This window comes from Tardiphaga sp. 619_E2_N8_4, from assembly GCF_051810905.1.
Lineage (GTDB): Bacteria > Pseudomonadota > Alphaproteobacteria > Rhizobiales > Xanthobacteraceae > Tardiphaga > Tardiphaga robiniae.
Genome location: NZ_JBPWQJ010000001.1, coordinates 5188057 through 5211103 on the forward strand (window position 1 = coordinate 5188057; position 23047 = coordinate 5211103).

General features: G+C 58.9%; 22 protein-coding genes and 1 pseudogene. 9 read left to right on the forward strand and 14 right to left on the reverse strand.

The window, feature by feature from the left end; genetic code table 11:
* Positions 1 to 45 precede the first annotated feature (45 nt).
* The gene (locus AB8A23_RS24785) at positions 46 to 1326 is read left to right on the forward strand and encodes an ABC transporter substrate-binding protein (protein WP_309946339.1); all 1281 of its coding nucleotides are present in this window, start codon (positions 46 to 48) and stop codon (positions 1324 to 1326) included.
* Between the two features lie 163 nt (positions 1327 to 1489).
* Entirely contained in the window at positions 1490 to 2329 is an 840-nt protein-coding gene (locus AB8A23_RS24790) for an ABC transporter ATP-binding protein (protein WP_439057822.1), read from the forward strand.
* Here the strand turns inward: AB8A23_RS24790 and AB8A23_RS24795 are convergent.
* Complete coding sequence (locus AB8A23_RS24795) at positions 2326 to 2949, reverse strand: VTT domain-containing protein (RefSeq protein ID WP_439057821.1); 624 nt, start codon at positions 2947 to 2949, stop codon at positions 2326 to 2328. The two genes, AB8A23_RS24790 and AB8A23_RS24795, sit on opposite strands and share 4 nt — an antisense overlap.
* Positions 2950 to 3025: 76 nt before the next feature.
* Between AB8A23_RS24795 and AB8A23_RS24800 the strand changes: the two genes are divergently transcribed.
* Both AB8A23_RS24800 and AB8A23_RS24805 read left to right on the forward strand, forming a co-directional pair.
* Positions 3026 to 4255 (forward strand): phenylacetate--CoA ligase family protein, encoded by a 1230-nt coding sequence (locus AB8A23_RS24800; protein WP_439057820.1) that lies wholly within the window; start codon positions 3026 to 3028, stop codon positions 4253 to 4255.
* A gap of 91 nt (positions 4256 to 4346) precedes the next feature.
* Positions 4347 to 4799, forward strand: a complete 453-nt coding sequence (locus AB8A23_RS24805; protein WP_089268162.1) for a GtrA family protein — start codon at positions 4347 to 4349, stop codon at positions 4797 to 4799.
* A gap of 13 nt (positions 4800 to 4812) precedes the next feature.
* Here the strand turns inward: AB8A23_RS24805 and AB8A23_RS24810 are convergent.
* Positions 4813 to 5895, reverse strand: a pseudogene (locus AB8A23_RS24810) (AGE family epimerase/isomerase); the annotation flags it as partial.
* A 598-nt stretch (positions 5896 to 6493) separates the two neighbouring features.
* Between AB8A23_RS24810 and AB8A23_RS24815 the strand changes: the two are divergent.
* Positions 6494 to 6727 carry a DUF2130 domain-containing protein gene (locus tag AB8A23_RS24815; protein WP_439060460.1) on the forward strand — a complete coding sequence of 78 codons (234 nt, stop codon included), beginning with the start codon at positions 6494 to 6496 and terminating at the stop codon, positions 6725 to 6727.
* A gap of 464 nt (positions 6728 to 7191) precedes the next feature.
* Here AB8A23_RS24815 and AB8A23_RS24820 read toward each other — a convergent pair whose 3' ends face one another.
* The gene (locus AB8A23_RS24820) at positions 7192 to 7545 is read right to left on the reverse strand and encodes a hypothetical protein (protein WP_439057819.1); all 354 of its coding nucleotides are present in this window, start codon (positions 7543 to 7545) and stop codon (positions 7192 to 7194) included.
* Positions 7546 to 7702: 157 nt separating this feature from the next.
* Positions 7703 to 7999, reverse strand: coding sequence for a hypothetical protein (locus AB8A23_RS24825; RefSeq protein ID WP_439057818.1), 297 nt, complete (start codon positions 7997 to 7999; stop codon positions 7703 to 7705).
* 171 nt (positions 8000 to 8170) lie between these two features.
* On the opposite strand from AB8A23_RS24825, the gene AB8A23_RS24830 reads away from it, so the two are divergent.
* Positions 8171 to 8455, forward strand: a complete 285-nt coding sequence (locus AB8A23_RS24830) for a hypothetical protein (RefSeq protein ID WP_439057817.1) — start codon at positions 8171 to 8173, stop codon at positions 8453 to 8455.
* Positions 8456 to 9251: 796 nt separating this feature from the next.
* Positions 9252 to 10091 (forward strand): ABC transporter permease, encoded by an 840-nt coding sequence (locus AB8A23_RS24835; RefSeq protein ID WP_439057816.1) that lies wholly within the window; start codon positions 9252 to 9254, stop codon positions 10089 to 10091.
* A 47-nt stretch (positions 10092 to 10138) separates the two neighbouring features.
* On the opposite strand, the gene AB8A23_RS24840 is transcribed toward AB8A23_RS24835, so the two are convergent.
* The gene (locus AB8A23_RS24840) at positions 10139 to 12250 is read right to left on the reverse strand and encodes a TIGR04372 family glycosyltransferase (protein WP_439057815.1); all 2112 of its coding nucleotides are present in this window, start codon (positions 12248 to 12250) and stop codon (positions 10139 to 10141) included.
* Positions 12247 to 13266 (reverse strand): glycosyltransferase family A protein, encoded by a 1020-nt coding sequence (locus AB8A23_RS24845; protein ID WP_439057814.1) that lies wholly within the window; start codon positions 13264 to 13266, stop codon positions 12247 to 12249. Before AB8A23_RS24845 ends, AB8A23_RS24840 begins: the two co-directional genes overlap by 4 nt.
* 109 nt (positions 13267 to 13375) lie before the next feature.
* Here AB8A23_RS24845 and AB8A23_RS24850 point away from each other — a divergent pair, with 109 nt between their 5' ends.
* The gene (locus AB8A23_RS24850) at positions 13376 to 13633 is read left to right on the forward strand and encodes a hypothetical protein (protein ID WP_439057813.1); all 258 of its coding nucleotides are present in this window, start codon (positions 13376 to 13378) and stop codon (positions 13631 to 13633) included.
* Between the two features lie 30 nt (positions 13634 to 13663).
* On the opposite strand, the gene AB8A23_RS24855 is transcribed toward AB8A23_RS24850, so the two are convergent.
* The 7 genes from AB8A23_RS24855 to AB8A23_RS24885 form a co-directional block, all read right to left on the reverse strand.
* Positions 13664 to 14446 (reverse strand): ABC transporter ATP-binding protein, encoded by a 783-nt coding sequence (locus tag AB8A23_RS24855; protein WP_439057812.1) that lies wholly within the window; start codon positions 14444 to 14446, stop codon positions 13664 to 13666.
* Between the two features lie 230 nt (positions 14447 to 14676).
* Entirely contained in the window at positions 14677 to 16647 is a 1971-nt protein-coding gene (locus AB8A23_RS24860; RefSeq protein WP_439057811.1) for a TIGR04372 family glycosyltransferase, read from the reverse strand.
* Complete coding sequence (locus AB8A23_RS24865; protein ID WP_439057810.1) at positions 16644 to 17873, reverse strand: acyltransferase family protein; 1230 nt, start codon at positions 17871 to 17873, stop codon at positions 16644 to 16646. Before AB8A23_RS24865 ends, AB8A23_RS24860 begins: the two co-directional genes overlap by 4 nt.
* 54 nt (positions 17874 to 17927) lie before the next feature.
* Positions 17928 to 19181, reverse strand: coding sequence for a methyltransferase domain-containing protein (locus AB8A23_RS24870; protein ID WP_439057809.1), 1254 nt, complete (start codon positions 19179 to 19181; stop codon positions 17928 to 17930).
* 83 nt (positions 19182 to 19264) lie between these two features.
* Positions 19265 to 20008, reverse strand: coding sequence for an SDR family NAD(P)-dependent oxidoreductase (locus tag AB8A23_RS24875; RefSeq protein ID WP_439057808.1), 744 nt, complete (start codon positions 20006 to 20008; stop codon positions 19265 to 19267).
* A complete protein-coding gene (locus AB8A23_RS24880) occupies positions 20005 to 20541 on the reverse strand; it encodes a WbuC family cupin fold metalloprotein (RefSeq protein WP_439057807.1) in 537 nt (178 codons plus the stop codon). Before AB8A23_RS24880 ends, AB8A23_RS24875 begins: the two co-directional genes overlap by 4 nt.
* Positions 20532 to 21791 (reverse strand): methyltransferase domain-containing protein, encoded by a 1260-nt coding sequence (locus AB8A23_RS24885; RefSeq protein ID WP_439057806.1) that lies wholly within the window; start codon positions 21789 to 21791, stop codon positions 20532 to 20534. Before AB8A23_RS24885 ends, AB8A23_RS24880 begins: the two co-directional genes overlap by 10 nt.
* 252 nt (positions 21792 to 22043) lie before the next feature.
* Between AB8A23_RS24885 and AB8A23_RS24890 the strand changes: the two genes are divergently transcribed.
* Positions 22044 to 22277 (forward strand): hypothetical protein, encoded by a 234-nt coding sequence (locus tag AB8A23_RS24890; protein WP_439057805.1) that lies wholly within the window; start codon positions 22044 to 22046, stop codon positions 22275 to 22277.
* Between the two features lie 83 nt (positions 22278 to 22360).
* On the opposite strand, the gene AB8A23_RS24895 is transcribed toward AB8A23_RS24890, so the two are convergent.
* The gene (locus AB8A23_RS24895; protein ID WP_184515009.1) at positions 22361 to 23023 is read right to left on the reverse strand and encodes a class I SAM-dependent methyltransferase; all 663 of its coding nucleotides are present in this window, start codon (positions 23021 to 23023) and stop codon (positions 22361 to 22363) included.
* Positions 23024 to 23047 lie beyond the last annotated feature (24 nt).

Here is a 23047-nt window from a genome sequence, read left to right on the forward strand (position 1 = left end):
GACTGGACGAAACGACAAAATATAAAATCCAACGGGAGAATGCTCATGACGATGAAAACATTTCTAACGTCCGCATCCATTGCCCTTCTCATTACGGGCGCCTCCGCCAGTGCGCAGGCGCAGATCGCCGTCGGCCACCTCGCCGATTATTCCGGCGGCACGTCCGACGTCGGTACGCCCTATGGCCAGGGAGTTGTCGATACCTATGCCTGGATCAACAAGAACGGCGGCGTCGGCGGCAAGCAGGTCAATCTCGATAGCAACGACTATGGCTATCAGGTGCCGCGCGCCATAGCCCTGTACAAGAAGTGGTCCGGCGCCGACAAGGTCGCGGCGATCATGGGCTGGGGCACGGCAGATACCGAAGCGCTCACCGGCTTCCTCGCACAGGACAAGATCCCGGATATCTCGGGCTCCTACTCGGCCGCGCTGACCGACCCGACCGGTGCCGGCGGCAAGGCGAAGCCTGCGCCGTATAACTTCTTCTACGGCCCGTCCTATTCGGACGCGCTGCGCGCCGAACTGACCTGGGCAGCGGAAGACTGGAAGTCCAAGGGCAAGTCGGGCAAGCCGAAATATGTCCATATGGGCGCCAACCATCCCTACCCCAACGCGCCTAAAGCCGCGGGTGAAGCGCTCGCCGCCGAACTCGGCTTTGACGTCCTGCCGCCATTGGTCTTCGCACTTGCGCCCGGTGACTACAGCGCGCAGTGCCTCAGCCTGAAGAGCGCCGGCGCCAACTACGCTTATCTCGGCAACACCGCAGCTTCGAACATCTCGGTGATGAAGGCCTGCAAGGCAGCCGGCGTCGACGTACAGTTCATGAGCAATGTGTGGGGCATGGACGAGAACGCGGCAAAGGCCGCAGGCGATGCTGCCGATGGCGTGATCTTCCCGCTGCGCACGGCGGTGAGTTGGGGCGGCAACGCGCCGGGCATGAAGACGGTGCAGGAGATTTCCAAGATCTCCGATCCTTCGGGCAAGATCTATCGCCCGGTGCACTACATCGCGGCGGTCTGCACTTCGCTCTACATGAAGGAAGCGCTGGACTGGGCCGCGAAGAACGGCGGCGCCACCGGCGAGAACGTCGCCAAGGGGTTCTATCAGAAGAAGGACTGGGTACCGGCCGGCATGGAGGGCGTCTGCAATCCCTCGACCTGGACCGACAAGGATCACCGCCCGACCACGAAAGTCGATCTGTATCGCTCGAAGGTCACCGGCGCGACCGATGGCGATCTCAACGACCTGATGGCCAAGGGCACGATCAAGCTGGAGAAGGTGAAGACCGTGGAGCTGCCGCGCAAGCCGGAATGGCACGGGTGGTAGTTTGAACTAAGACGCCGATGTTCCCCTCCCCCTTGCGGGGAGGGGTCAGGGGTGGGGGGCCACGAGCGACGGCGCTTGTGGCACCCCCACCCGACCGGCCCAAGTGGGCCGGCCACCCTCCCCGCAAGGGGGAGGGAAAAGAACAGCGACCGGAGTGACAACTGTGCAAACTACACTTCAGCCCGAGACGAAGATTGCAGTGGCCCCCGCCACCGCCCCCCTGCTCGACATCCGCAATATCGAGGTCGTCTATGACGACGTCATCCTGGTGCTGCGCGGCCTCAGCATGGAGGTGCCGAAGGGCGCGATCGTTGCGCTGCTCGGCGCCAATGGTGCCGGCAAGTCGACCACATTGAAGGCGATCTCCGGCCTTCTGAAAACCGAAGACGGCGAAGTCACGCGCGGCGAAATCCTGTTCGATGGCACGCGCATCGACGGCATCGATCCCGACAAGATCGTCCGCCGCGGCATCTTCCAGGTGATGGAAGGCCGCCGCATCGTGTCCGACATGACGTCACTGGAGAACCTGCGGCTCGGCGCCTTCACGCGCAGGGACAACGAGGTCTCCACCGATATCGACATGGTGTTCGATTATTTCCCGCGCCTGAAGGAGCGCACCGGCCTCGCCGGCTATCTCTCCGGCGGCGAGCAGCAGATGCTGGCGATCGGGCGAGCGCTGATGGCGCGGCCGAAGATGATCCTGATGGACGAACCCTCCATGGGCCTGTCGCCACTGCTGGTGAAGGAGGTGTTCGCCATCATCAAGAAGATCAACCGCGATCTCGGCGTCACCATTCTGCTGGTCGAGCAGAACGCGCGTGCCGCGCTGTCGGTGGCAAGTCACGGCTACATCATGGAACAGGGTAAGGTGGTGCTCGACGGCACCGCCGATGAGCTGCGCGACAATGAGGATGTGAAGGAGTTCTATCTCGGCGGCGCCGGCGACCAGCGCAAGAGCTTCAAGAACCTGAAGAGCTTCAAGCGCAGGAAGCGATGGCTTTAGCTGCTCACGGCCCCGCAGGTCGCGATGCTGGTCTTGCGTGCAAGGATCGCGCGAATGCGGCGCGACACCAGCAACAGGATGACAAGCACAATGACCAGGGCCATGGCAATCGACACACGGTTGAGCGGCATTGGTCCATCATCGAGCAACAACGCCCGTCCGGACGCACCGAGATACACGTAAAGCACGAGCTGCGGCAGCGTGAACAGGAAAGTGACCAGGGCGAACGGGAGCAGTCCGATATTTGTCAAACCGAACAAATAATTCTGCACCGAATTGGGCAATGGTCCGCCAAACCGCATCAGTGCGACGATGCGCCAGCCCTCGTCATCGACGGCCTGGGCAATGAGACGCCAGGCCGCGCGTTTTTCGGTCTGCCGCTCCACCCAGCCGCGCAGAACGGAGCGCGCCAACATAAAGGCCAGAGCGGATGCAGCCGCGGCGACTGGAATAATGACGACGAGAGAGCGCAAGCCGAACGCAGCACCGGCACCGAACACGATGAATGTTCGCGGGACCGGCAAAAACGAAGAGGCAACCACCAATGCGGCCAACACGACGGCAGCAGGAAAATCAAGCTGGCCGAAGCTGTCGAGCCATTGGACGATACGTTCTGACAACATGATTTCCCACTAGCACGGCGCCACAGGCTACCGGAATAACCGCGACGACGCCAAACCACCAGGACACACCCAGATGCGCCACTTCGACACACTCGAAAATTGCGATCCGTCGCAGCGCCAGGCCAATCTGTTTTCGCGCCTGCCCGATGTGCTGCGCCACGCGATGCAGGCGCCCGCTTATGCGGAGCATCTCAAGGGCATCGATCCCGCCGCCATCATCAACCGCGCGGCACTGGCGCAGTTGCCGGTGCTGCGCAAATCCGACCTGCCGGCCCTGCACAAGGCCAGCCCACCGTTCGGCGGTTTCGTGTCAGGCGCGACCGGCTCGTTCGGCCGGTTGTTCACCTCGCCGGGGCCTATTTTCGAGCCGGAGTCGAAACAGGCCGATCCCTGGCGCGGCGCGCGGGCGCTCTATGCCGCAGGTTTCCGCGCGGGCGACGTGGTGCTGAATACTTTCAGCTATCACCTGACCCCCGGCGGCTTCATCTTCGACGGCGCCGCACGGGCACTCGGCTGCGCTGTGATCCCCGCCGGCCCGGGTAATACCGAACAACAACTCGAACTGATCGAAGCCTATCGTCCATCAGCCTATAGCGGCACGCCGGATTTCCTGAAGATCCTGCTCGATGCCGGGAAAGCCGCCAAGCGCGACATTTCCTCGATCAAGCGCGCGATGGTGTCCGGCGCGGCCTTCCCACCCTCACTGCAGGCCGAGATCGCATCGCGCGGTGTCGAGGCCTATCAGGCCTTCGCCACCGCCGATCTGGGCTTCATCGCCTATGAGAGCACGGCCCGGGACGGCCTGATCGTCAATGAGGACCTCATCCTGGAAATCGTGACCCCTGGGACCGGCGCACCTGTGACCGAGGGCGATGTCGGCGAGATCGTGGTGACGTCGCTGGATCCGCACCACCCGTGGATCCGGCTGGCACTGGGCGACCTGACCGCCGCCCTGCCCGGCGCCAGCGCCTGCGGCCGGAGCAATATGCGCATCCGGGGCTGGATGGGCCGTGCCGATCAGGCCACCAAGGTCAAGGGCATGTTCGTGCGACCCGAACAGGTCGCCGAAATCGGCAAGCGGCACCCGGAACTCGGACGGCTACGGCTGGTGGTGTCCCGAGACGGTGAGAATGACGCCATGGTGCTGAAGGCCGAAGTGGGAGCCCAGGACAAGCCCGGCCTGCAGGAGGCCGTCACAGCCACCCTCAGGGCCGTCAGCAAGCTCGGTGGGGCCGTGGAGCTGGTGGCGCCGGCCTCGCTGCCCAATGACGGCAAGATCATCGCGGACGAGCGCGGGAACTGACCGCGCAGGACTGCCGCGGCGCATCATAAAAAGCCGGACTTCCCCGGGCGATCCTGCTATGCAGCCGCCCAGATCGAGGATGCCTGCTGCCGTGAGACTGATTTTACCACAAATTGTCGAGACCTGGCTGTCGCGCCCCACGGTGTCGAAGATCATCAGCTTCGGCGTGATTGGCCTCGGCAACACCCTCATCGATCTCGCCATCTTTACCCTCGCCTATCAGGTGCTGAAGCTGCCGCTGGTGCCCGCCAATGTCATAGCCTGGCTGGTGGCCGTATCGTGTTCCTACGTGATGAACACCATGATCACGTTCCGCGCCGAATCCGGCCGCGTGCTGCGGCGGAAGGATTATCTTAGCTTTGTCGCCTCGGGTGTATTAGGCGTGATCGCGACCACCACCACGCTGGTGGTGCTGTCGCACTTCATGCCGGTCTACGCCGCCAAGCTTCTGGCCATTTTGGTCAGCTTCATCGTGAATTTCACGATGTCGCATTTCGTGGTGTTCCGGACCAAGCCGACGGATCCGAACGAAGCCATCCGCTAGATCGCACAGGCGGTCAGGCGCCGAGCACCCGTTCGGCTTCGGCGACCGCGCATAGAATATGATAGAAGGATGACGCCGGGATCGCATCGACCAGCGAGCGTCCCTCACCGTCGAACTGATCGTACCAGCCGCCTTTGACGGGATGCTGCAGATAATACTTGTCCAGCCGCATCAGCGCCGCCCGTGCCTCGTCGGCCGCACCTTCGACGCCTGACTCCGCCTGCGCCACCCAGGCCTTGACGATCTCGGTTTGCGGCCAGCAGCGCCGCGTTGCCTTGACGATATTGCCCAGGGCGTCGCCTTCGTCCACCAGACAGCCGGTGGCGTCGCGATAGCGCAGCGCGGATTCGAGCAACGCTGCACGCTGCTTGCCGGTCGGGCAGCCGGTGATGCGTTCGAAGCCCTTGAGCAGCCAGACCCATTCGGCCTGATGGCCGGGCTCGACGCTGACCGGTTCGATCCGCGACCAGTCCTGTTCGAAATACTCGCCGAGCACGCCCTTCTTCGCATCGAACAGATTCGACGAGAACAGACCGAACAGATCGCCGGCCCGCGCCTGAAATGCCTGATCATGAGTCGCGTCAAAAGCGGCGATGAAGGCCTCCAGCAGATGCATCTGCGGATTCTGCCGACGCGGCATCGAAGCCGGCACGCCTTCCACATAGCCTCCATCGGGCGAGCGCAGTTGCGTATCGATGAACTGCATCAATTCGTCGATTTCGGCGCGCACCTTTGCATCGCGATCCAGTTGATAGACCGTCGCCAGTGCCAGCAGGACGAAAGCGTGGTCATAGGTGTCACGCAGCGGGTTCAGCACCGAACCATCGGGCGCGAGAATATGCACGAAGCCCGGCTTGCCATCCGGCGACTTAGCTTTGGCCAGCATGTAATCGAGACCCTTACGCGCAATCTCGGCGCCGTCAGGATACCAGCCAAGTTGTGCGGCCTTCGCGAAGCAATAGATCTGGCGGGCTTGCACGCGGACACGGCGGGGGGCGACGAGGTCAGGAGAACCGTTGACGTACAACCTCTCGGCGAAGCTCCCTGATTGCACATCCCAACCTACGCCTGACCAGAGAGGTAACGCCTCGTTCATCGATGTTTTCAGAGCGCCAGTACCGGTCTGCATCTCAATATTACCCGTCAAATTACGGATGTAAGTTCTGATCTTGGAGCGATTTGTCAATGAGCACAACAGAGGCCCCGGATCGCATTCATAGAAAGTCTTTTATTTGCTGCGACAACGGTGACAGCACGATGCTCAATGACGAATTGGGTTCGTTTTGTAGACTTTTAATAAGAGTTTGTTGCCTTAATGGCTGAGTTACGCTTCGCAAGCGCTGCCTTGGCGTACCTATCCAGCTTAGTTGCCTGAGCGATTCTCTTGTCAAAATCCAACGCACTTACGACATCTTGAGAAAAAATCGAGCATTGAGCTCTACGTATTCGCTGAAGGCCGCGTGATGCTTTACCATCGCCCACAATACGTCGACTGACAAATGCGAATTCACTATGCTGCTGTGCCGGGATCACCATCACGATTTGCACCGCCAAGGCAACGAAATGGCGTGGTGAACAAACCTCAAACTGTCCCCGACGGCTGTGGCACGTGAACTTTGGATGACCAGCCCCATCCACGCGGCCAGATCGCTGGAAACAAACTAGCTGCTGAAGGACAACGGACGAAAATCGAAGTGGCCTATGAATATCTGACCGCTCGACGCTTCCGGCAGCGCATGGAATCAATAATTGTGAAATTCACTGAGATGCAATGCGATTTGAATCGCGAGCGCAAGACGATGGTTCGCCTTTGGACTAAGCGAGATGAACAACTCAGGTGTGTTCTAGAATCAAGTGCCCGGCTTTACGGGACTTGCAAGGCATCGCAGGCGTGGCTATGCCTGAGATCGGAAGCCTTGGCCCATTGATAATAACCTGAGTCAATTAGAGGCAAATCTCCGTCTTCGGCGACCGAATACGGAGGACTTGATCGCAATCGCCCACGGCCTAAGCGTGAGCGGCAACTTGGCAACTTAAGGTGTTCCATAACTTAGCGCCCACTTGCACGACGACATACAGAAAACCGCAGGGCAAGTGTTGCCACACTTGACCTTGGAGAGGCTCATGCTCGATGATCAGCCCGCGTGGCTACGTTCGCCGCATCGTGCAATTCCAATCTTTCCGCCCAAGCCCCACGCTAGGCTGCCGGTCCGTTAGCTTTTTTCAACCTCGCGATTGACCGTGGCTGGAACAGCGGCGAACCAGCGGCGGCGTTCGTCGCCCATCTGCTGATTGCAGACGGCATGATCTACCAGGGTCAACCGAGGATCTGGCGACCATCTCGCACTGCAAAGAGATACGGTGGCAGTCGTTCAACAACATTCGATGCCGATTACCTGCTGGCAGGAGTGGCGACGCCGGCGGCCTCGAGATAAGGACGGTAGCGATCTGATATTTTCTTGATCGACTCGAGGATTTTGGCTTTGCGGTCCGGCGGCATTTCGGGCGCATCGGCAACGCTGTAGAGTTTGTTCTCGACACTGCTCCAGAACGCCTTGCCGCCCTTCAAAGCCTGTAGCCCTTCAAGACGCTTGGACACGAATGAGTCCGTGATATAGGCCACCGCGTAGAAGAACACGACCGCCGCTGCGGTGAGGATCATCACCTTCATCAGGAATATCTCGATCGCCGTCGGCGGAGGTGCCGGCGTCGCCGTTGTGGTTTTCGTTTCAAGCGGTTCGGACACCGGTACACTCCGTCGGTACTGACATAATAGGCAGGGGCAAAATCGCGCAAACCTAACTTAATCGATCCAAATCGCAAGTTTGAAACGGCCGCACTGCGATGGATTTGCACCTGCCGCTGGTGATGTGCGATGATGGTGACCGAAACGGAGCGCTGCATTACGCCTTCTCACCATCCAATATCTGCACGGCTTTGCGGCTTCCCTGATCGGGCTTCATCATGCCTTCGCGCACCCGTTGCTGGCGAGCCTCTATCCTGTCGGCTTCGCGCAGGTCGGTGTGGACGTCTTCGTCGTGGCTTCCGGCGTCATCATGTGAGTGACAACTGCGTCGAAAAAATTCACGACGCCCTTGACTTTCCGGCGCGCACGCCTGATCCGGATCGCGCCATAGTACTGGCTGGCCACGATCGCGTTTATCGCTGCCGCGGTCGTCATTCCGTCCCAAGTTTTCCATACCGAAATGTCGGCCTGGTTCGTCATCTCCTCGTTCCTGTCGTTCCCGCGACAAGTCCGGCGGGCTTGACCGTTCCGGTCTATTCGCTGGGCTGGACGCTGAACTGCAAGATGTTCTTCTATCTGATCTTCGGCCTGTGCCTGCTTGCTGCGGAACCCGATCCTGCGTCTCATGACCGTGTCCGTTGCCATCCTGGGCCTGGTGATCACCGGGCGGATCGGCGAGCCTCAAGGCGTGATCGCAAAAACCTATAGCGATCCCATCATGCTGGAATTTCTCGGCGGCGTATTCGCGGGCATCATTCCTGCGCGCCAGCGGCTGCGACTGCCCGTCTTTGCAGGTGCAGGTACTACGAACGCTTCGGTTGTTGTTTTCGTAGGTATGCTGCCATTCAGCGTCCCGCGGCCGCGGGCGTTCGGCCTGCCAGCCAGGCCTGCGTCGCCAGCGCGATATTGATCGAAACAACAGGAGTTCGGCGCGAGTTTTGGATCGCCAAGGTGGCTCGGCGCCGCCTCATACTCGATCTATCTCGCCCATCCCTTTGTGCTGCGCCCTTTCTTCATCACCAGTTCCATGGCCCTTGCAAGCCCTTCGGGCGCAAGATCGCGCTGGTCGCCATCGCCACGGTTGTCGGCCTCGCCGGCAGCGTTTGCCGTATTATAACACCTATTCGCCGACCGGTAGCGCGTGCTAGAGAATTTCCAAAGTTGCATGATCAAATACGCAACTAACCATTTTAGATTTCAACCAGAGATGGAATTTCGCTAGGCTGGAAACATGGCTGTCGTCAACGACGAGGAACTGATCTTGATTCGGAAAAGAGTCTTGCCGATTTTGGCATTGTGGGTATTGGCAATCGTCTCAAGTTATTTGCTTTGCCGCAGGGTTCTTGGAGCTAGACGAATTTAGTGCGTCTGAACTCCTTGAACTACCCCAGATGATGATCGAGCGATGGGCCGCGCTCTAATCCAGTCTTGAGACCGAAAACTGATCACCGCGATGATTGCGGTTGCCGTGCAAGGCTTGCAGAGACGCATACGAACCTCAAACGGGCCTACGTGGACCGACCAGAATGCCGGTCGCGCCGCCGTAATTCCTCACTTTTCGGATCTCAAAATAGATCATGAAACACGCCTCACAGGTGCCGTGACATGCGGGATTTTTTGGTGCACACAGCGCCAGCGTCGGTCCGCATTTGTCGCGCCACCGATCCTTGCGCCAACCGTGACGGCTGTAAAATCAAAGGTTTTCAATGAGTTCCTCGACCGACTGGGAAGTGGTTTCGTCAAACCAGCGAATGGGGCGATTTTCCTGGGCGAAAGCCTGGGGCGACATCAACCCGATATTCAGCCGAAGCGTGACATGGCGCGAATTGGCCTATGGCGACATCCGCTCCAAATATCGGCGCACCTTCCTCGGTCCGTGGTGGATCACCGCAACCAACGGTATCACAGCGCTCATCATGGGCCTCGTCTCGGGAAACTTTCTGGGCGCGAACATGCACGACTATCTGCCCCACTTCGTCATAAGCATGACGGTCTGGAACTTTATTTCGTCGAGTGTCGGTGAGTCCTGCCAGACTATGATCAATGCCGGCGGCATGATCAAAGCCGTGAACATGCCGATCGTGATTCACGTGATGCGCATGGTGCAGCGAAACTTCATCATCTTTCTGCACAACATCGCCATTGTGCCCCTGGTCTGGCTGGTGTTTCCTTGGAAGATCAGCTTCGCGTTCGTGTTCGCCATCGTCGGCTTTGCGATCATCTATGTATTCACCGCCTGCGCATCGCTGCTGGTATCAATGGTCTGCGTCCGCTTTCGCGACGTCCCGCCGATCATCGCATCGATTCTTCAACTGCTGTTCTTCATCTCGCCGATCATCTGGATGCCGTCGCAGCTCAAGGGCGGAGAACTCGTGGTCGCGCTGAACCCTATCGGATATCTGCTCGCAGTCACGCGTAACCCGATCATGTCGCAGCCGGTGCCGCCTATCGACTGGCTGATCGCCTTGGCCTTCGTGGTGATTTGCTCGCTGCTCGCGACCTTCGTCTACTCGCGCTACCGAACTCGTGTGGTGTTCTGGACGTAACGCCCGACACCGATGCGCACCATCGATCCAATCGCACCCACTGCTGCCTAAGGCAGCAGTTCCGGATGCGCACGCAGGAAGCTGATGGACGGTGTCGCTGCCCCGAACATGCAGGGATTATCCACTAGCGCGGCGCGGTAACGCGCCATCCATTCGTCCCGGTCCGGCGGCGACACGGATGAGCGCATCAGGTCCAGCTTTTCTGCAACCGCCGCCCTCAGATCTTCCGCGCCATTAGCATGGACATCGAGACCGTGGCGCTGCATGACCTCACCGTCGATGAGCCATCCCTGCGTTGGCTGGCTGTAGGTGTGCCGCAAGGACAGATAGCCCCCACCTCGCAGGTCGAATGCTTGCTTGACCGTGAAGCTCGTCCTGTCGGTCCAGTACTGGCAATCGTTGGAGATGCAGTTCACCAGCAGCATCGGCTTGCGGAATATCTGAGCCGCGCTGGTCAGGCCTGACGTCGTGCCGATAAAAAGATCAACTGCGGCCAGAAGCAAGATGTCCATTTGCGGCGACTTGATCTCGCTCATTGCATAATCGAACACCTGCGGCATCACCGGGAATGGCGACATCGACTTGTCACCGAGCCGGATCACCCAGCCACCACGGGAGGTGATTTCCTGAACGGCCGGCAGATATGAGGCGATATCCGCCGAGCGATGCTGGCGCGTCGACCCGGCGCCATCGCCATGAAACCCACCCTCGCGGATATGAATGCCGACGATCCAGGCGCCTTCGGGTATGCCAGCCTCGCGCAGCAGCTGATGGCCGCGCGCCTTGTCTTCCGGCGACATCTCAACCAGCGGCATATTCGCACCGGATGTGGCCGCGATGTGAGCGCGCGCCGCTGCATGCGGCCACGGTTCTGCAGACCCGTCAGGTGCCGCGAACGCCATGAACTGGTCGCCAATCGATCGCTGATAGGGCAGCAGATCGTCGATCAGCGCCATGTTGCGAATGATGCAGAATCGCGGTTCGAACAATTTGAGCAGCGTCGCATTGGCGACCTTCGCCGGCGGTGCAAGCAGCACATAGTTCGCCTTACCAATCATGCCGAGCTGCGCCATCAGCTGATAGGAATCGAGAAAACCGAAATGGCCAACCAGCGTCACCCATTCATAGCCAAGCAGCCGAACCGGCAGCTTCGGATCAAATGCGGGACATGATGCAGCGATGCGGTCGCACAGTGCCATGGGCAGCGGCCAGCGTTCTGCGAAACGCGCTTGGCATCGCAGTGCGTGGCGATAGCAATCGAACGCGTCGTCAAATCTACCTTGATGATAGAAGCTCTCGGCGAGCTGCATAAAGTTGTCGTAGATCAGCAACTCGCCGGCATTGTCGAGTTCCCAAGTGCCGGGCTGATAGGCCGCATGGTCGTAGAAGCCGGCATAGTTCTGGTGCGCCATCACCGAATTCGGCTCGCGCGCGACGGAGCTCGCGAAGCACTTTGCAGCATCGTCGAAACGCCCGGCCAGAATATGAACGCAGCCGAGCTTGCGGTCTGCCTGCGCCGTGCCCGACCTCGTTGCCCGCTTCAGGAAGAAGCACGCCTCGCGATCATGCCGGCGATACATATGCGCAACGCCGACCGAGAAATTCAACGCGTCGTTCTCGATCATCTCGGGCGTCCTGATCTCGGCGCATATGCGGTCGTAGAGGCCGCAATACGACAGCGTTGCGAAATAGGCACTTGAGGCAAGCCCCTTGCGCGCCCGAACCCTGTTCCTGAACAGTGCATTGAGGATCCGGGCCATCCGCACTGCGCTGACCTTGTGACTTGCCGCGAGATGAACCTGGATCGCAATCACGGCGCCAACCTCGACGGCAAGCAGCGCGGCCATCGCGAGGCGGTCGTGTCCCGCCGCGATCTGCGCATCGGCAAACCGCAACAGTTTCGGACCGATCGCTGCCGTCAGCGGCGTCGCCCGGCGCGACATCGTGCCAGCAAAGCGATTGAAACGGCGGCGGTGACGCAGCAGAAAGCCATACAGGAAGAAGGCCAGGCGCATCACAAGGTTCGGCCTGGCCGCTTTGGCGGCGCCCGTGGTCTGATCGGCTGCGATCGGCGCCGGAGCCTCTGGCGCGACAGCCGCTGGCGCGCGCTGCGCGAGGAAACGACGAATGTGGCCTGCTCCGGGCAAGATGCGGGTCACGGCCTGAAATCCACCTGATCGGCAATCGCGCGCCGTGCGCGCATCTGTGTCAGCAATAACAACGGCGACATTGGCTTGAAGCGCAGTGTCAGCCAGGCCAGCGTCGCCGCTGTGCCGATCCGGCCGGCCGACAGCATCGCCTGCAGCCACATCTGTTCGAGGCTACCCATATGAAGCAGCGCCGCGATCTGCCTGGCCCGAAGCGCATTCGTGAGACTGCGCGCCATGACGACGAGACGCGCCCCGCCGAATCGTTGTCGACGATCGAGCAATTCCGCATAGCCCTGTGGAAACAGACCAGCCGGCTCGGCCTCCAGCATGGCACGTGCCCGTGCCGCTTTTTCGCCGAGAGCAACGGCACTCATCGACATGGTCATCGAGTAGTTATCGCCGTGCATGCGCCAATAGCCGAGAACACGCGGCGTAAAGCCAAAGCCGTGGCGGACGGAAAGCTGTCGTGCAAGCATCGCATCGGAAAACGAGCCGAGTTCGCGATCAAAGCCACCCAATGCACGCACCGCGTTGCACCGATAGGTCGATACCGTTCCAAGAAAGAAGTTGTCGGCGGTCGTAAGCAACTGCCGGTACTCATCCGGCCCAACGAAACCCTCGGTCGTTCGCGGCAGGACGATGGGACGCAAGGTGCGCGCGATCCCAAATTGCTCGGCGCAGGCACAGACCAGACCAGCCTCGGGTTCACGTTCCGCGAGGCCTAGCATGGTCTCCACATAGCGGGGATGCAGCACATCGTCCGCACCGAGATAGCTGATCCATTCGGTCTCGGTTACGGCCAGTACGCGGTTCTGCCCGTAGACCACACCACGGTTGACCTCGTTGCGCAGCAGTTGCCAGTGTGGATTTTGCACGAGAAAAGGGGCGATGACACGCAGGCTGTCATCGGTCGAGGCATCGTCGACAATGATGACTCGATCGGGCTGAAGCGACTGTGCTACGATGCTCGACAGCGATTGTTCGAGATAGGCAGCGTGATTGTAATTCGGCACCGCGACTGTCATCGAGCAGCGCCTTGCGCCAGATGATGTTGAAGCAGATGCAGTCGAACCAGATGAAGTTGAGTCGGACGCCATCGTCAAAACAGCCCTACGCCAAAGCCGGACGTGACGCATGAGTACAAATGAGTTTCCGACCGCCGCAGCCAGAACTGAACAGCCGTTGTCGCTGACCTCGCATATCGGCGTGGGTCTTGCTGCCGGAGTCTTTGCTGCCGCATGCGTGGCGCAGACGAAGTTGCCGCATCCACTCGAAAACACAGCCGCACAGATACCTCCGAATCTTCCGTTGCTCGCCGCCGGGCTTGCCGGAGGCCTTGCCGCTGGCGGCAGTCTGTGGGCATTGCGAAAGCTGTTTCGCAATCGCCGCTAGTTGCAGCCGGCGATCCCATGCGCGACGAAATCAATGCGCCACTGGTACGACTTCCTGAGCCAGTTGGTCGTTCTGCCAGCCATCCAGGACCTCGTCGATCGCCCCGAAGCGGATCACGCGGCCGCCTTCAAGATGCAGGCCGAGATTGCAGGTGCTCCTCAGCAGATTCTGGTCATGAGACGCAAGAACGACAATGTTCGAACGCGTCGTGATGTCAGTCAAACGTTCGTGCGTCTTCTTGCGGAAGCTGGCATCGCCGACTGCGATCCACTCGTCCATCAGCACGATGTCGCCTTCAAGCGATACCGCAATGGCAAACACGAGACGCAGCAGCATGCCGGAGGAATAGGTGCGGATCGGCAGTTTCAGATACGGCCCGAGTTCGCTGTAATCCGCGATATCCTGAATCCGCTCACGAATTTGCGCCGGGCTCAGGCCCAGAATGAGACCGCGCACGGAGATGTTTTCGTAACCAGACGCTTCTTCATCGAGGCCAAGACCGATGTCGAACATCGGGACACGCGTGCCTTGGATCTTCATGACGCCATGGGTCGGCTCGTAGATGCCGGCAAGGACTCGGATCAACGTTGTCTTGCCCGCGCCGTTGCCTCCGAGCAAAGCAAGCCGATCACCGTCTTTCAGCGTGAAGCTGATATTGTCCAGCGCCCTCACCAGCTGCAGCGCGCCTTTGTTGTCCGACACGTTGCCTCCGATGCGCGACGCAGCCCTTACCGCGACGTTCCGAAACGACCGGGACGACGGCGGAACGATGGGGAACTCGATCGAAATATTCTCAACGACAATCTTGGGCATTTCGAGCTCTGAGGGTTGGCTTGCGTGAGAAGAAGCGCTGCCGAGCGGCCTCTCGCAAGAACGGCGTCCATTGATCTGGCAACGGCCAAGACAGCGAAGCGAGCGGACCATATCTAACTCCACCGACCGGAGCAACCGACCTCAGCTCCTCACCAAGCCTTTGAAACAACTAGAATTCAGGCGCTCATCCGGCTTGGCAGCGGAGCCACGACGCAATAATGTGCGTCAGGCTAATCCAGCAGAAATTGCGCCTGATGCTTCTGCAGGAAATACCGGCTGGGGAGCCCGTTCCCGTAAAAATGGGGCATCCCGAGTTGCTTTTCCCAGCGATCAAGCAAGGCCTCGCTGTCGGGTATGCGCGCCAGGTATTCGGCACTCTTTCCCTGGGCCAGCGCCAGCGCTTCCTTGACGGTCTCCAGAATTTCGTCGCTCGTATTGTTTTGAGGGACAGCACCGAAACGCCCAAGCACCTCCGCATCGAACACCCGCCATCGCCAGGGCATCGTGGTGAGCTCGCGCTGCGTGATCACAGAGCCCTCGCGAAGCTGAATCTGCTTCAGAGCAAAGCGGACACGATCTCCCCAGAGCTGGGCATCTGTCGTGATGCAATTCACCAGAGCGCAGGGTATGCCAAAACTGACAGCGACATTGGTCAATCCGGAAGTCGTCCCGATAAACAGCTTCGCATGCCGGATGAGATCTAGATCGGCGACCTCCGAACGCGCACCATCGCGCGCGTAGTCGATCACGTTCTTCATCATCGGAAGCTTCGGCGATTTCGGGCCACCGAGCTTGATCACCCAGCCTCCCTGATCCGTGACGTACTGAATGGCAGCGACATAGCTGGACACCTTCGAATTGCGGTGCGTCTGCCCCGTACCCGAGAGTTCACCGTAGTGAGCGGCATCGCGCAGATGCAGACAAACATACCAGTCGTCGGGCTTCATGCCCCATTTCTCGCGCAGCATGTCCATGCTGCGGCGAATTATAATGGACGCGCTAGCCCCCCGATCGAGTTCCTCGCGCAACGGATACGGACGCCCTTCCTTCTCCCATTGCCGGATCATCAGAGCGCCGGCTTCCTGCCACGGAACCACTTCGCCGCTAGGAAGCTTGAAGGCATTGAAAGACATTCCGCTCCAACGCTGCAGTGAAAACAACTCTCGCGCCAGCGGCAGCGGAATGCTTCCGCCCGGCGTGAGCACCAGACCAAAATCCTCAAAAAGCCGGAAGAGTGCGGCATTGGCAACCGACGATGGCGTCACGAGGAAAACTGTCGTTCCTGTCCACCATCCAAGCTGGCGCATTCGCATTTGCATATCGAGCATCCCGAGATGCCCGATCTGCGTGAACCATTCGATCGGGATGATCCGTAAATCGGACAGCACGATGTTGCGTTCGGCTAAAAACGTTTGCAGTGACGGCGAGATCATCGGGAACTTCGTCCGCAGATTTTCCTGCGCCTTCAACGCGCGTGCGAACAAGCCAGCACCGAGGTGGCCAGCCCCGACATGCGTGACCCGCTGACCAGCTAGATTGCAGGCATCGAACACCCGCGCCTCGACGCCGCCGTCACGATCGATCGCAGTGGCGGCGTATTTCTCAGGATAACGTGCGGCGATATTCTGGTGCGGGCACAGGTAGCGTTCTTTCGCAACACAGCGAGCGAGATTTTTCTCGGCTTCAGCCTCATCACCGGCAATCAAATCCAGCTTTGCCTTGAACGCAGCCAATGATGGATCGAAATCAAGCAGGAGGGCCGACCATGTGGCTGCAATCGCGCTGCGCGCTTCTTCGAACTCTCCGAGCTCAAAAAACGATCGGGCCAAGATAGCACTCATATCGCCACGACCAATAGAAAGCCCCCTCTTTATAATGAACTCGGACGCCTCGCGATAGGCTCCCGTGCCGTAGAGAACTCTGGCACATGGTGCTTCGAGACTACGATAGGCATTCGTCGCAAATCGGAAGCTGGGATCATTTTGCATCGTTTGCGCAACAATGGGACGAAAGGCCAACAGGACGCCGCGCCGCGCCTTCACTCTGAGAACTTCCAGAACTATCAGAAGAAAAAATGAAACTTTGAGCGGCAGAAGCCCTAGTATCCGGTTGATAATCGACAATCCGAGAACGACGATCTTACGCCTGCGCATTGCGCCATGACGCATCAGTCCGGATCGCAGCCGTCGAACGAATTTCATTGAGTGCGAACCCTGCTACCTAACTCACGTCGAGGGAAATGAACGCAGACACCCACTACCCACTGATCGACCAAGCGGCCAGCCAAGCGGGACAGCGAGGTCGTGTAAATATCAACATAAAGATAAAGTATCGTCGAAGTTCCAAATACCAGTGCGCCCGTCAAGAACGCTGTAACGACTATATTAACCGCATATGGCAGCCCCGACATGCCGACAACCGACCAGGACGCAAAGCTGCAGATGAGCGGCAAATGCACGAGATACAGCACAAACGAGATCCGGCCAAGATAGGCCCCGAAGCGCCCGCCAAGCCCGCTTTGCGCGATTGAGCAAAATAACACACCGGCAACCAGCAGCGCGGCGCCCACCATATGCCAGTCCGTCGCCGAAACGCCACGGGGCAAAAACCAGTGCCAAGTCGGTATTACATCCGGCGGCGTTGCCGGAAACGCCCCTAAATAGAGCCCGGTGATGCACAAGACCAGCGCCAGAGTCTCCTTTAGCCACGGCAGGAGCGAGACTCTCGCGATATTCGCTCGTATTCGCGCTTCCATGAAATAATAGATCACCCCGAGCGCGAAGAGCAAATAGTAGCTTCTGAAGGTGATGATCGCCAGCGTTAGCGCGGCACCTGCCCTGCGGCTCGGCGATTTGAAAATAAAAAAGATCAGAAAAACACAGATGGAACCGACTAGTTCGATCTTCATAGTCCAGAGGTTTGAATTGTAGTGGGCGCTGCCATTGATGAAGGCATCGAGCAACGATTCTTTGATCACGTCGAGTAGGTTTGGCACGAATGCTCTGTACCACATGATGAGCCAGCCGCTCTTGGTCACCTGCAGGCCGGCATCGAGATTTTTGTAGAGGCCCAAGGCCATGATCGCGAAGGCAAGCGCCGAGGTCAGGACCATCGGAAGCGCCAACCTGACATAGCGACGGGCGATCTGCGCAGCCAGCCCGATTCGCGCACGTGAGCAGAATTCGGACAACACATAGCCGCTCAACACAAAAAAGATGCAGACCGCGAAGGAGCCGTTCCAGATCCAGCCTATTGGCAGCATTGCGATCGGCCGCTCGGCGGCAAAATGCGCTTCATTGGGAGCAAAGGTGATGAGCGACGGCAGCAACGCGAGCGTCAAGTGATCAAAGAACACCATGCACGCGGCAACGCCTCTGAGACCGTCCAGATATGGCCTGCGGCCAACCTCGCTTCGTTCAACCTGCATGCGTCCCTCGGTACCGCTCGTCGCTGCAGTAAAACAGGGCGCGACTCTATGCAATCAGGATGATTTGCCGATGAGTTGCGTGGTCGGCAACGGCAAAAGGAACTCGCCGCCTTGATCGAGGAAGTTCTGATTCCGCTTCAGGATAGGCTCGGCATAGATCCAAGCCAGAACCACCACGATATCCGGCTTGCGGGCCATCAACTCCCTCGACGGCAGCACCGGAATGTGGGCACCGGGACTGAACATGCCCTGCTTGAGCACGTTGTCATCGACAATGTACTTGATCCGCGATTCCAGCTCGAAATGGTACAGCAACGTGGTGGTTGTTGTAGACGCACCATAGGCTACGACGGTTTTGCCTTCGGCAATAGCCGCATCCACTATCGAGAGTGTCTCCTGCTTGCGCGCCTCAATGGCATTAAACCAGTCCTCGTAGATTTTCGGCTTGACGATCTCTCGGCGCTCTTCCTCGGCGATCAAAGCCTTCAGCTGCTTCGACTTAGGACGCTTACCGGTGGACAGCGGCTGCGCGAAAGCGCGGATCGAACCGCCCTTGGTGCCGGTGCGCATCACGTCGAACAGCGTCATGTCGAGACGGTTGAAGAACTTCTCCAGCGGAATCAGCGCGTGGTGCGAGACATGCTCGTGATAGATCGTGTCGAACACCATGTTATCGATCATATCGACGATATAGGACACCTCGAATACGAAGGCGCCATCGGGTGCCAGCAGCGTCCGGATGCCAGTGACGATGTCCTGCATGTTGTCGATATGCGCAAACACGTTGTTGGCGCAGAACAGCATCGCGGGGCCCTGCTCGGCCTTGATCTTTTCGGCGATCTTGCTGCTGAAGAAATCCGGAATGGTGGGCACGCCTTCGGCGCTCGCACCGGCAGCAATGTCGCGTGCTGGATCGATACCCTGCACACGCATGCTTTCGGCCCTGAACGCCTTCAGCAGCGAACCGTCATTGCTGCCGATCTCTACGACGAGGCTGTCCTTCGGAATGCCGAGCGTGCCGACAACAGAGTTCGCATATTTGCGGAAGTGTTCGACGAGACCGAGAGAGACCGAAGTCTTGTAGGTGTATTCGCGGAACAAGATATCCGGATCGACGACATCAAGATTCTGCAGATGCCCGCATTCGCGGCAAAGATAGCAATCCAGCGGATATACGCCCTGCTCTTCGCCGAGCATGCTCTCCGGTACGAATGCATCGCCGATCGCTGAAGGCAAAATCGGCAAAACGTGGTCAAATGACGAGCAACCGCACAACCGGCAGACTGACTTGCGCGTCACATGTTTCATAGAAAAGCGATCCGAATAAGATGTCTGTTACAGGATCCGGTAGTGGGTCCCGCATTTTCCCCGTTTAGCCCAAAATGGAGAATTTACAAGCCTTTGAAGCTCTTCGCCACCTCTTCCGGCCACACCACAGACACGCCGCCATCGACGAAAAGGCTTTGACCGTTGATGAAGCCGGCTTTGGCGCTGCAGAGGAAATCGAGAGCGTTGGCAGAATCGTCGGCCTCGCCCATTCGGCGAAGCGGAACGAACTGGTCGTAGATGGCGAGCAAATCGGTTTTCGATTGATAAAACGGGCGGGCCTCGTCCTTGATGTAGGACAGCGGCATGACCGCGTTGACACGAATTCCTCGACGCCCGAGGGCCGCAGCATAGAAACGAACCATACCATTGAGACCAGCCTTGACCACGTGGTAGCCGACGGGCTGCGAACTACCAGTGAATTCGGCATAGACCGAGCTAACAACGCCAATAGCCCGGTCGCCGGCATCGACGAAGTGTTCCTTAAACCCCTCAATCAACGCCCGGGACGCGTTCAGCCCGACCTGGATCTCGCCATTCCACGGATCGCCCAGGCCACGGAAGCGCTGGCACAGCACCAGATAGCTGATCGGACCGGCCCCACCTACAACCTTCTCCCAGACCCCGTCCACACCATCAGGTGCTTCAAGGTCGATCGCGACATGGCGAACTTTGTCGTTATCAACATGGCGATCCGAAGGTCGCCGCGACAGCACCGTGACGGTACAACCGCGCGCCAGAAACCGCTCCACGACCACCAGCCCGAGACCGCGCGAGCCGCCGACCACGACGGCATGGGCTACGCTCATCGAACGGCGCTCTGAAACGAGGCTACGCGATCCACCAACATGGCCTGAAACGCATTAACAGCTTCGAGGTCGCCCTCTTCGGGCGCGAAAGTCGCAAACACGGTCCCTTCCGGACGGAACGGGCCGTTTGTAATCTCATGAACGACCAGAAGCTCTGAGCGGATGATCAGCGTATGATAATGTGGTTTCGACATCCGGTAGTAAAATGGCGCCTCCCCGCCCTTCGCAGCTAAGGAGACAATCTGGTCGATTTCGCCGGCATCGTCGAACACGACGATATCCACCGCGCCTTCGATGATATGGAACGCTTCGCTCTTGCCGGGATGCTTGTGCGGCCGGATGTAGGATCCCGGCTCGATCGCGATGATCATCTCGTGCAGGTTATCGTCGCTGCCGGGATGGGCATTGATGCGCGCGCGCCGTTTCGACGTCTTAACAACCGCGTTGCGCAAAGTCTCGATATCGGCGGCGCCAACCGTCGCGATGGAGCCTTCAGTGGAAAAGACTTCCGGGGATTTCTGTACTAACGCCATGGCGGAAGGTCCAACAGGATGGAGCCGGGAACACCGGCAAAAATGGAATGAAACTTGACTCCGCGCGCGACGAGCGGCGCCAGTTTCTCCTCCTTGATCTTATGCTCGACCCCGGGGTTCACCGCAAGAAGGCAGATCTGTATCTGGCAATTGCCGGCAAGTTCGGCTGACGTCGTGACCGGAACGGAAAAACCGGGCGCAAACAGCCCTCTCTTATTGACATCGTCATCAACCGCGGCTGCGATTGAGGACGAAATACCCATGGCATTGGTAAACATGATGGCCTGATGACCGAGGCCGAATAGGGCCACGCGGTCCTCCCTTGACCTAGGAGGTCCGAACATGGAGCTTACGCTAGCACGGGCCTGTTCGTAGCCCGCACGGTACCGGACAAAGACCTGCTGCTCGGAGGCGTCGGCCGCGGCGATCGGCAGTTCCTCCGAAGCGGGCCGCAGCAACATGACGAAGGCATCTTCGAGCCGGCCCTCGAAACGCATCAACTCCACCAATTGGAAGCCCGCTTTTGCGGCCAATTGGCGCAGCGTTGGCTCGGTAAAGTAGCTGACATGCTCTTCCCACAGGAAGCAGTAATCCTTCGTCGCAAGGAATTTGCTACTGTCGGGAAGCTCGACGAGCAGCAGCCCGTCCGGCCGCAGGAAACCGCCAAGACCCCGCAACGCAGCCACGGGATCATGGCAATGTTCGATTAGGTAACGGCAAGTGACAATGTCGGCACGGCCATGCTTTTTTGCGATCTGGTTAAGCCCGGCGTGCGTCAATCCGCGCTGCCAGGTTTCCAGATAAGGATAGCTGCCTGCGATACTGTCACGAGGCCGCACGTCAACCAGTTCGGTTTGCACGCCATGCGCCGCGAGCCGATCAAACAACGGCTTTTCAAACGGACCGAACCCAAACGCCGAAACGACTTGCGACGGAAAACGGCCGACAAGATTTGCGGCAACACTGTCCAGATGCCCATCCGGCTCGCGATAGGAGATCCAGGGCAGCGTCGGCACGACAGACGGAATCGATGGCAGCGTCCTCAACTGAACCAATCCGCAGGCGCCGCACTGATCCAGTGCGAGATCATGAAGATCTGGCGGGACTGCGATGGCTGTAAACCGGTTGCACACGGGCAAATGGCCTAACTTCAGCGGCGCTCCGCGCCATAGCTGGCCGCAAAGACGGCATGACGGAAACGACTCTTGTGGTACAGCGGCCTGACCTGAAGGTGAAAGTGAACCGGTCATGAGAAAACGACTCTCTCCGCTACATGGAACAACGTTTCGCCGCGCTTTCGCGAGAGCAGCATAATGGCACAAACGAGTTGTCCTGAAATCCCGACAATTGATGCTTCAAATTAACCCTGCCCCAGTCTGCCACAAATCGAAATGCGCTCAAGTAGCAGACGCCGTGCAATGGCAACTTTTTGATTCTGCTAGCGCATTTACACCATTTTTCGCCCGCAGTTGCCGCGAAGTGGGATCGACCAGAGGTGAGCGGTGCGACTGGTGCCGCTTGGTGAGGTCCACGGCTCGACTGCGCTGATCAGTGGCTTCGTCTCTCTGTTCTTCGCCGAAATCACTGCGCCCGGCGTTTCGCCGTTGCAGGAAGGCATTTCCGGCTATCGGCTGGTAGAGGTTGCCGAACTGGGAGCGATGATCAACCGCAACGAGATCGCTGATTCATTTACGCTGGCGCCTGTCCTGAAAGCGCGGCTTGCCGGACTGATCTGAGTCGCTGTCGACCGAATATCAAAGCAAACGGGCCGGCTCGTGGAATATGAACCGGCCCGCCCTGTTATTGTTAGACTCTGTTCTCATTCAAAAAAGATAAATTCGTGATCACCGGTATAACCGGTCTGCTTGAACACGAAGTCCCATTCTTCCGGCGTGTGAAAGGCGCGGCAGGTCAGCTGCCAGTACATCAGGTTCACCTTCTCGCGCTCGTTGCGATAGCCCTCGACGCAGATATACTTCGCGCCGCGCGACACGCGCTCGATTTCCTTGAAGGCTGCATAGAGGTCGTAATTGTAGAGATTGTGCAGCGTGTTGATCGAGATCACGAGATCGAAGTGCTTATCCGGATAAGGCAGCTTCGACGCGGTGCCGACCTGACAGAACGGCTTGACGTCTTCCATCGTGTGCTCGACGCCGTAGGTGGACACGTCGATGCCAGCGACTTCGACACCGGGCACGCTTTCCAGGAAATCATGCAGGATAAACCCCTTGCCCGAACCGACGTCGAGGATGCGCATGCCAGGCTTGATGCCATAGGCTTCGACCATCGCATCGGCGACCTTGCGCCAGCGGCCATCATACTTGTAGCCGCCATAGCCGGTCTCGCGGCTGCCGTCCCAGTAGTCGAAATCGAACTTGATCGCCATCTCGGCGACGTCGGCCTTGTCACGCTGGGTGACGCGAGCGACGTAATCGCGCTTGGTGGATTTGTGAACCAGACTGACGAATTCGCGAAGGGCCATATTGTCTCCTCAGGGGTGAATGTT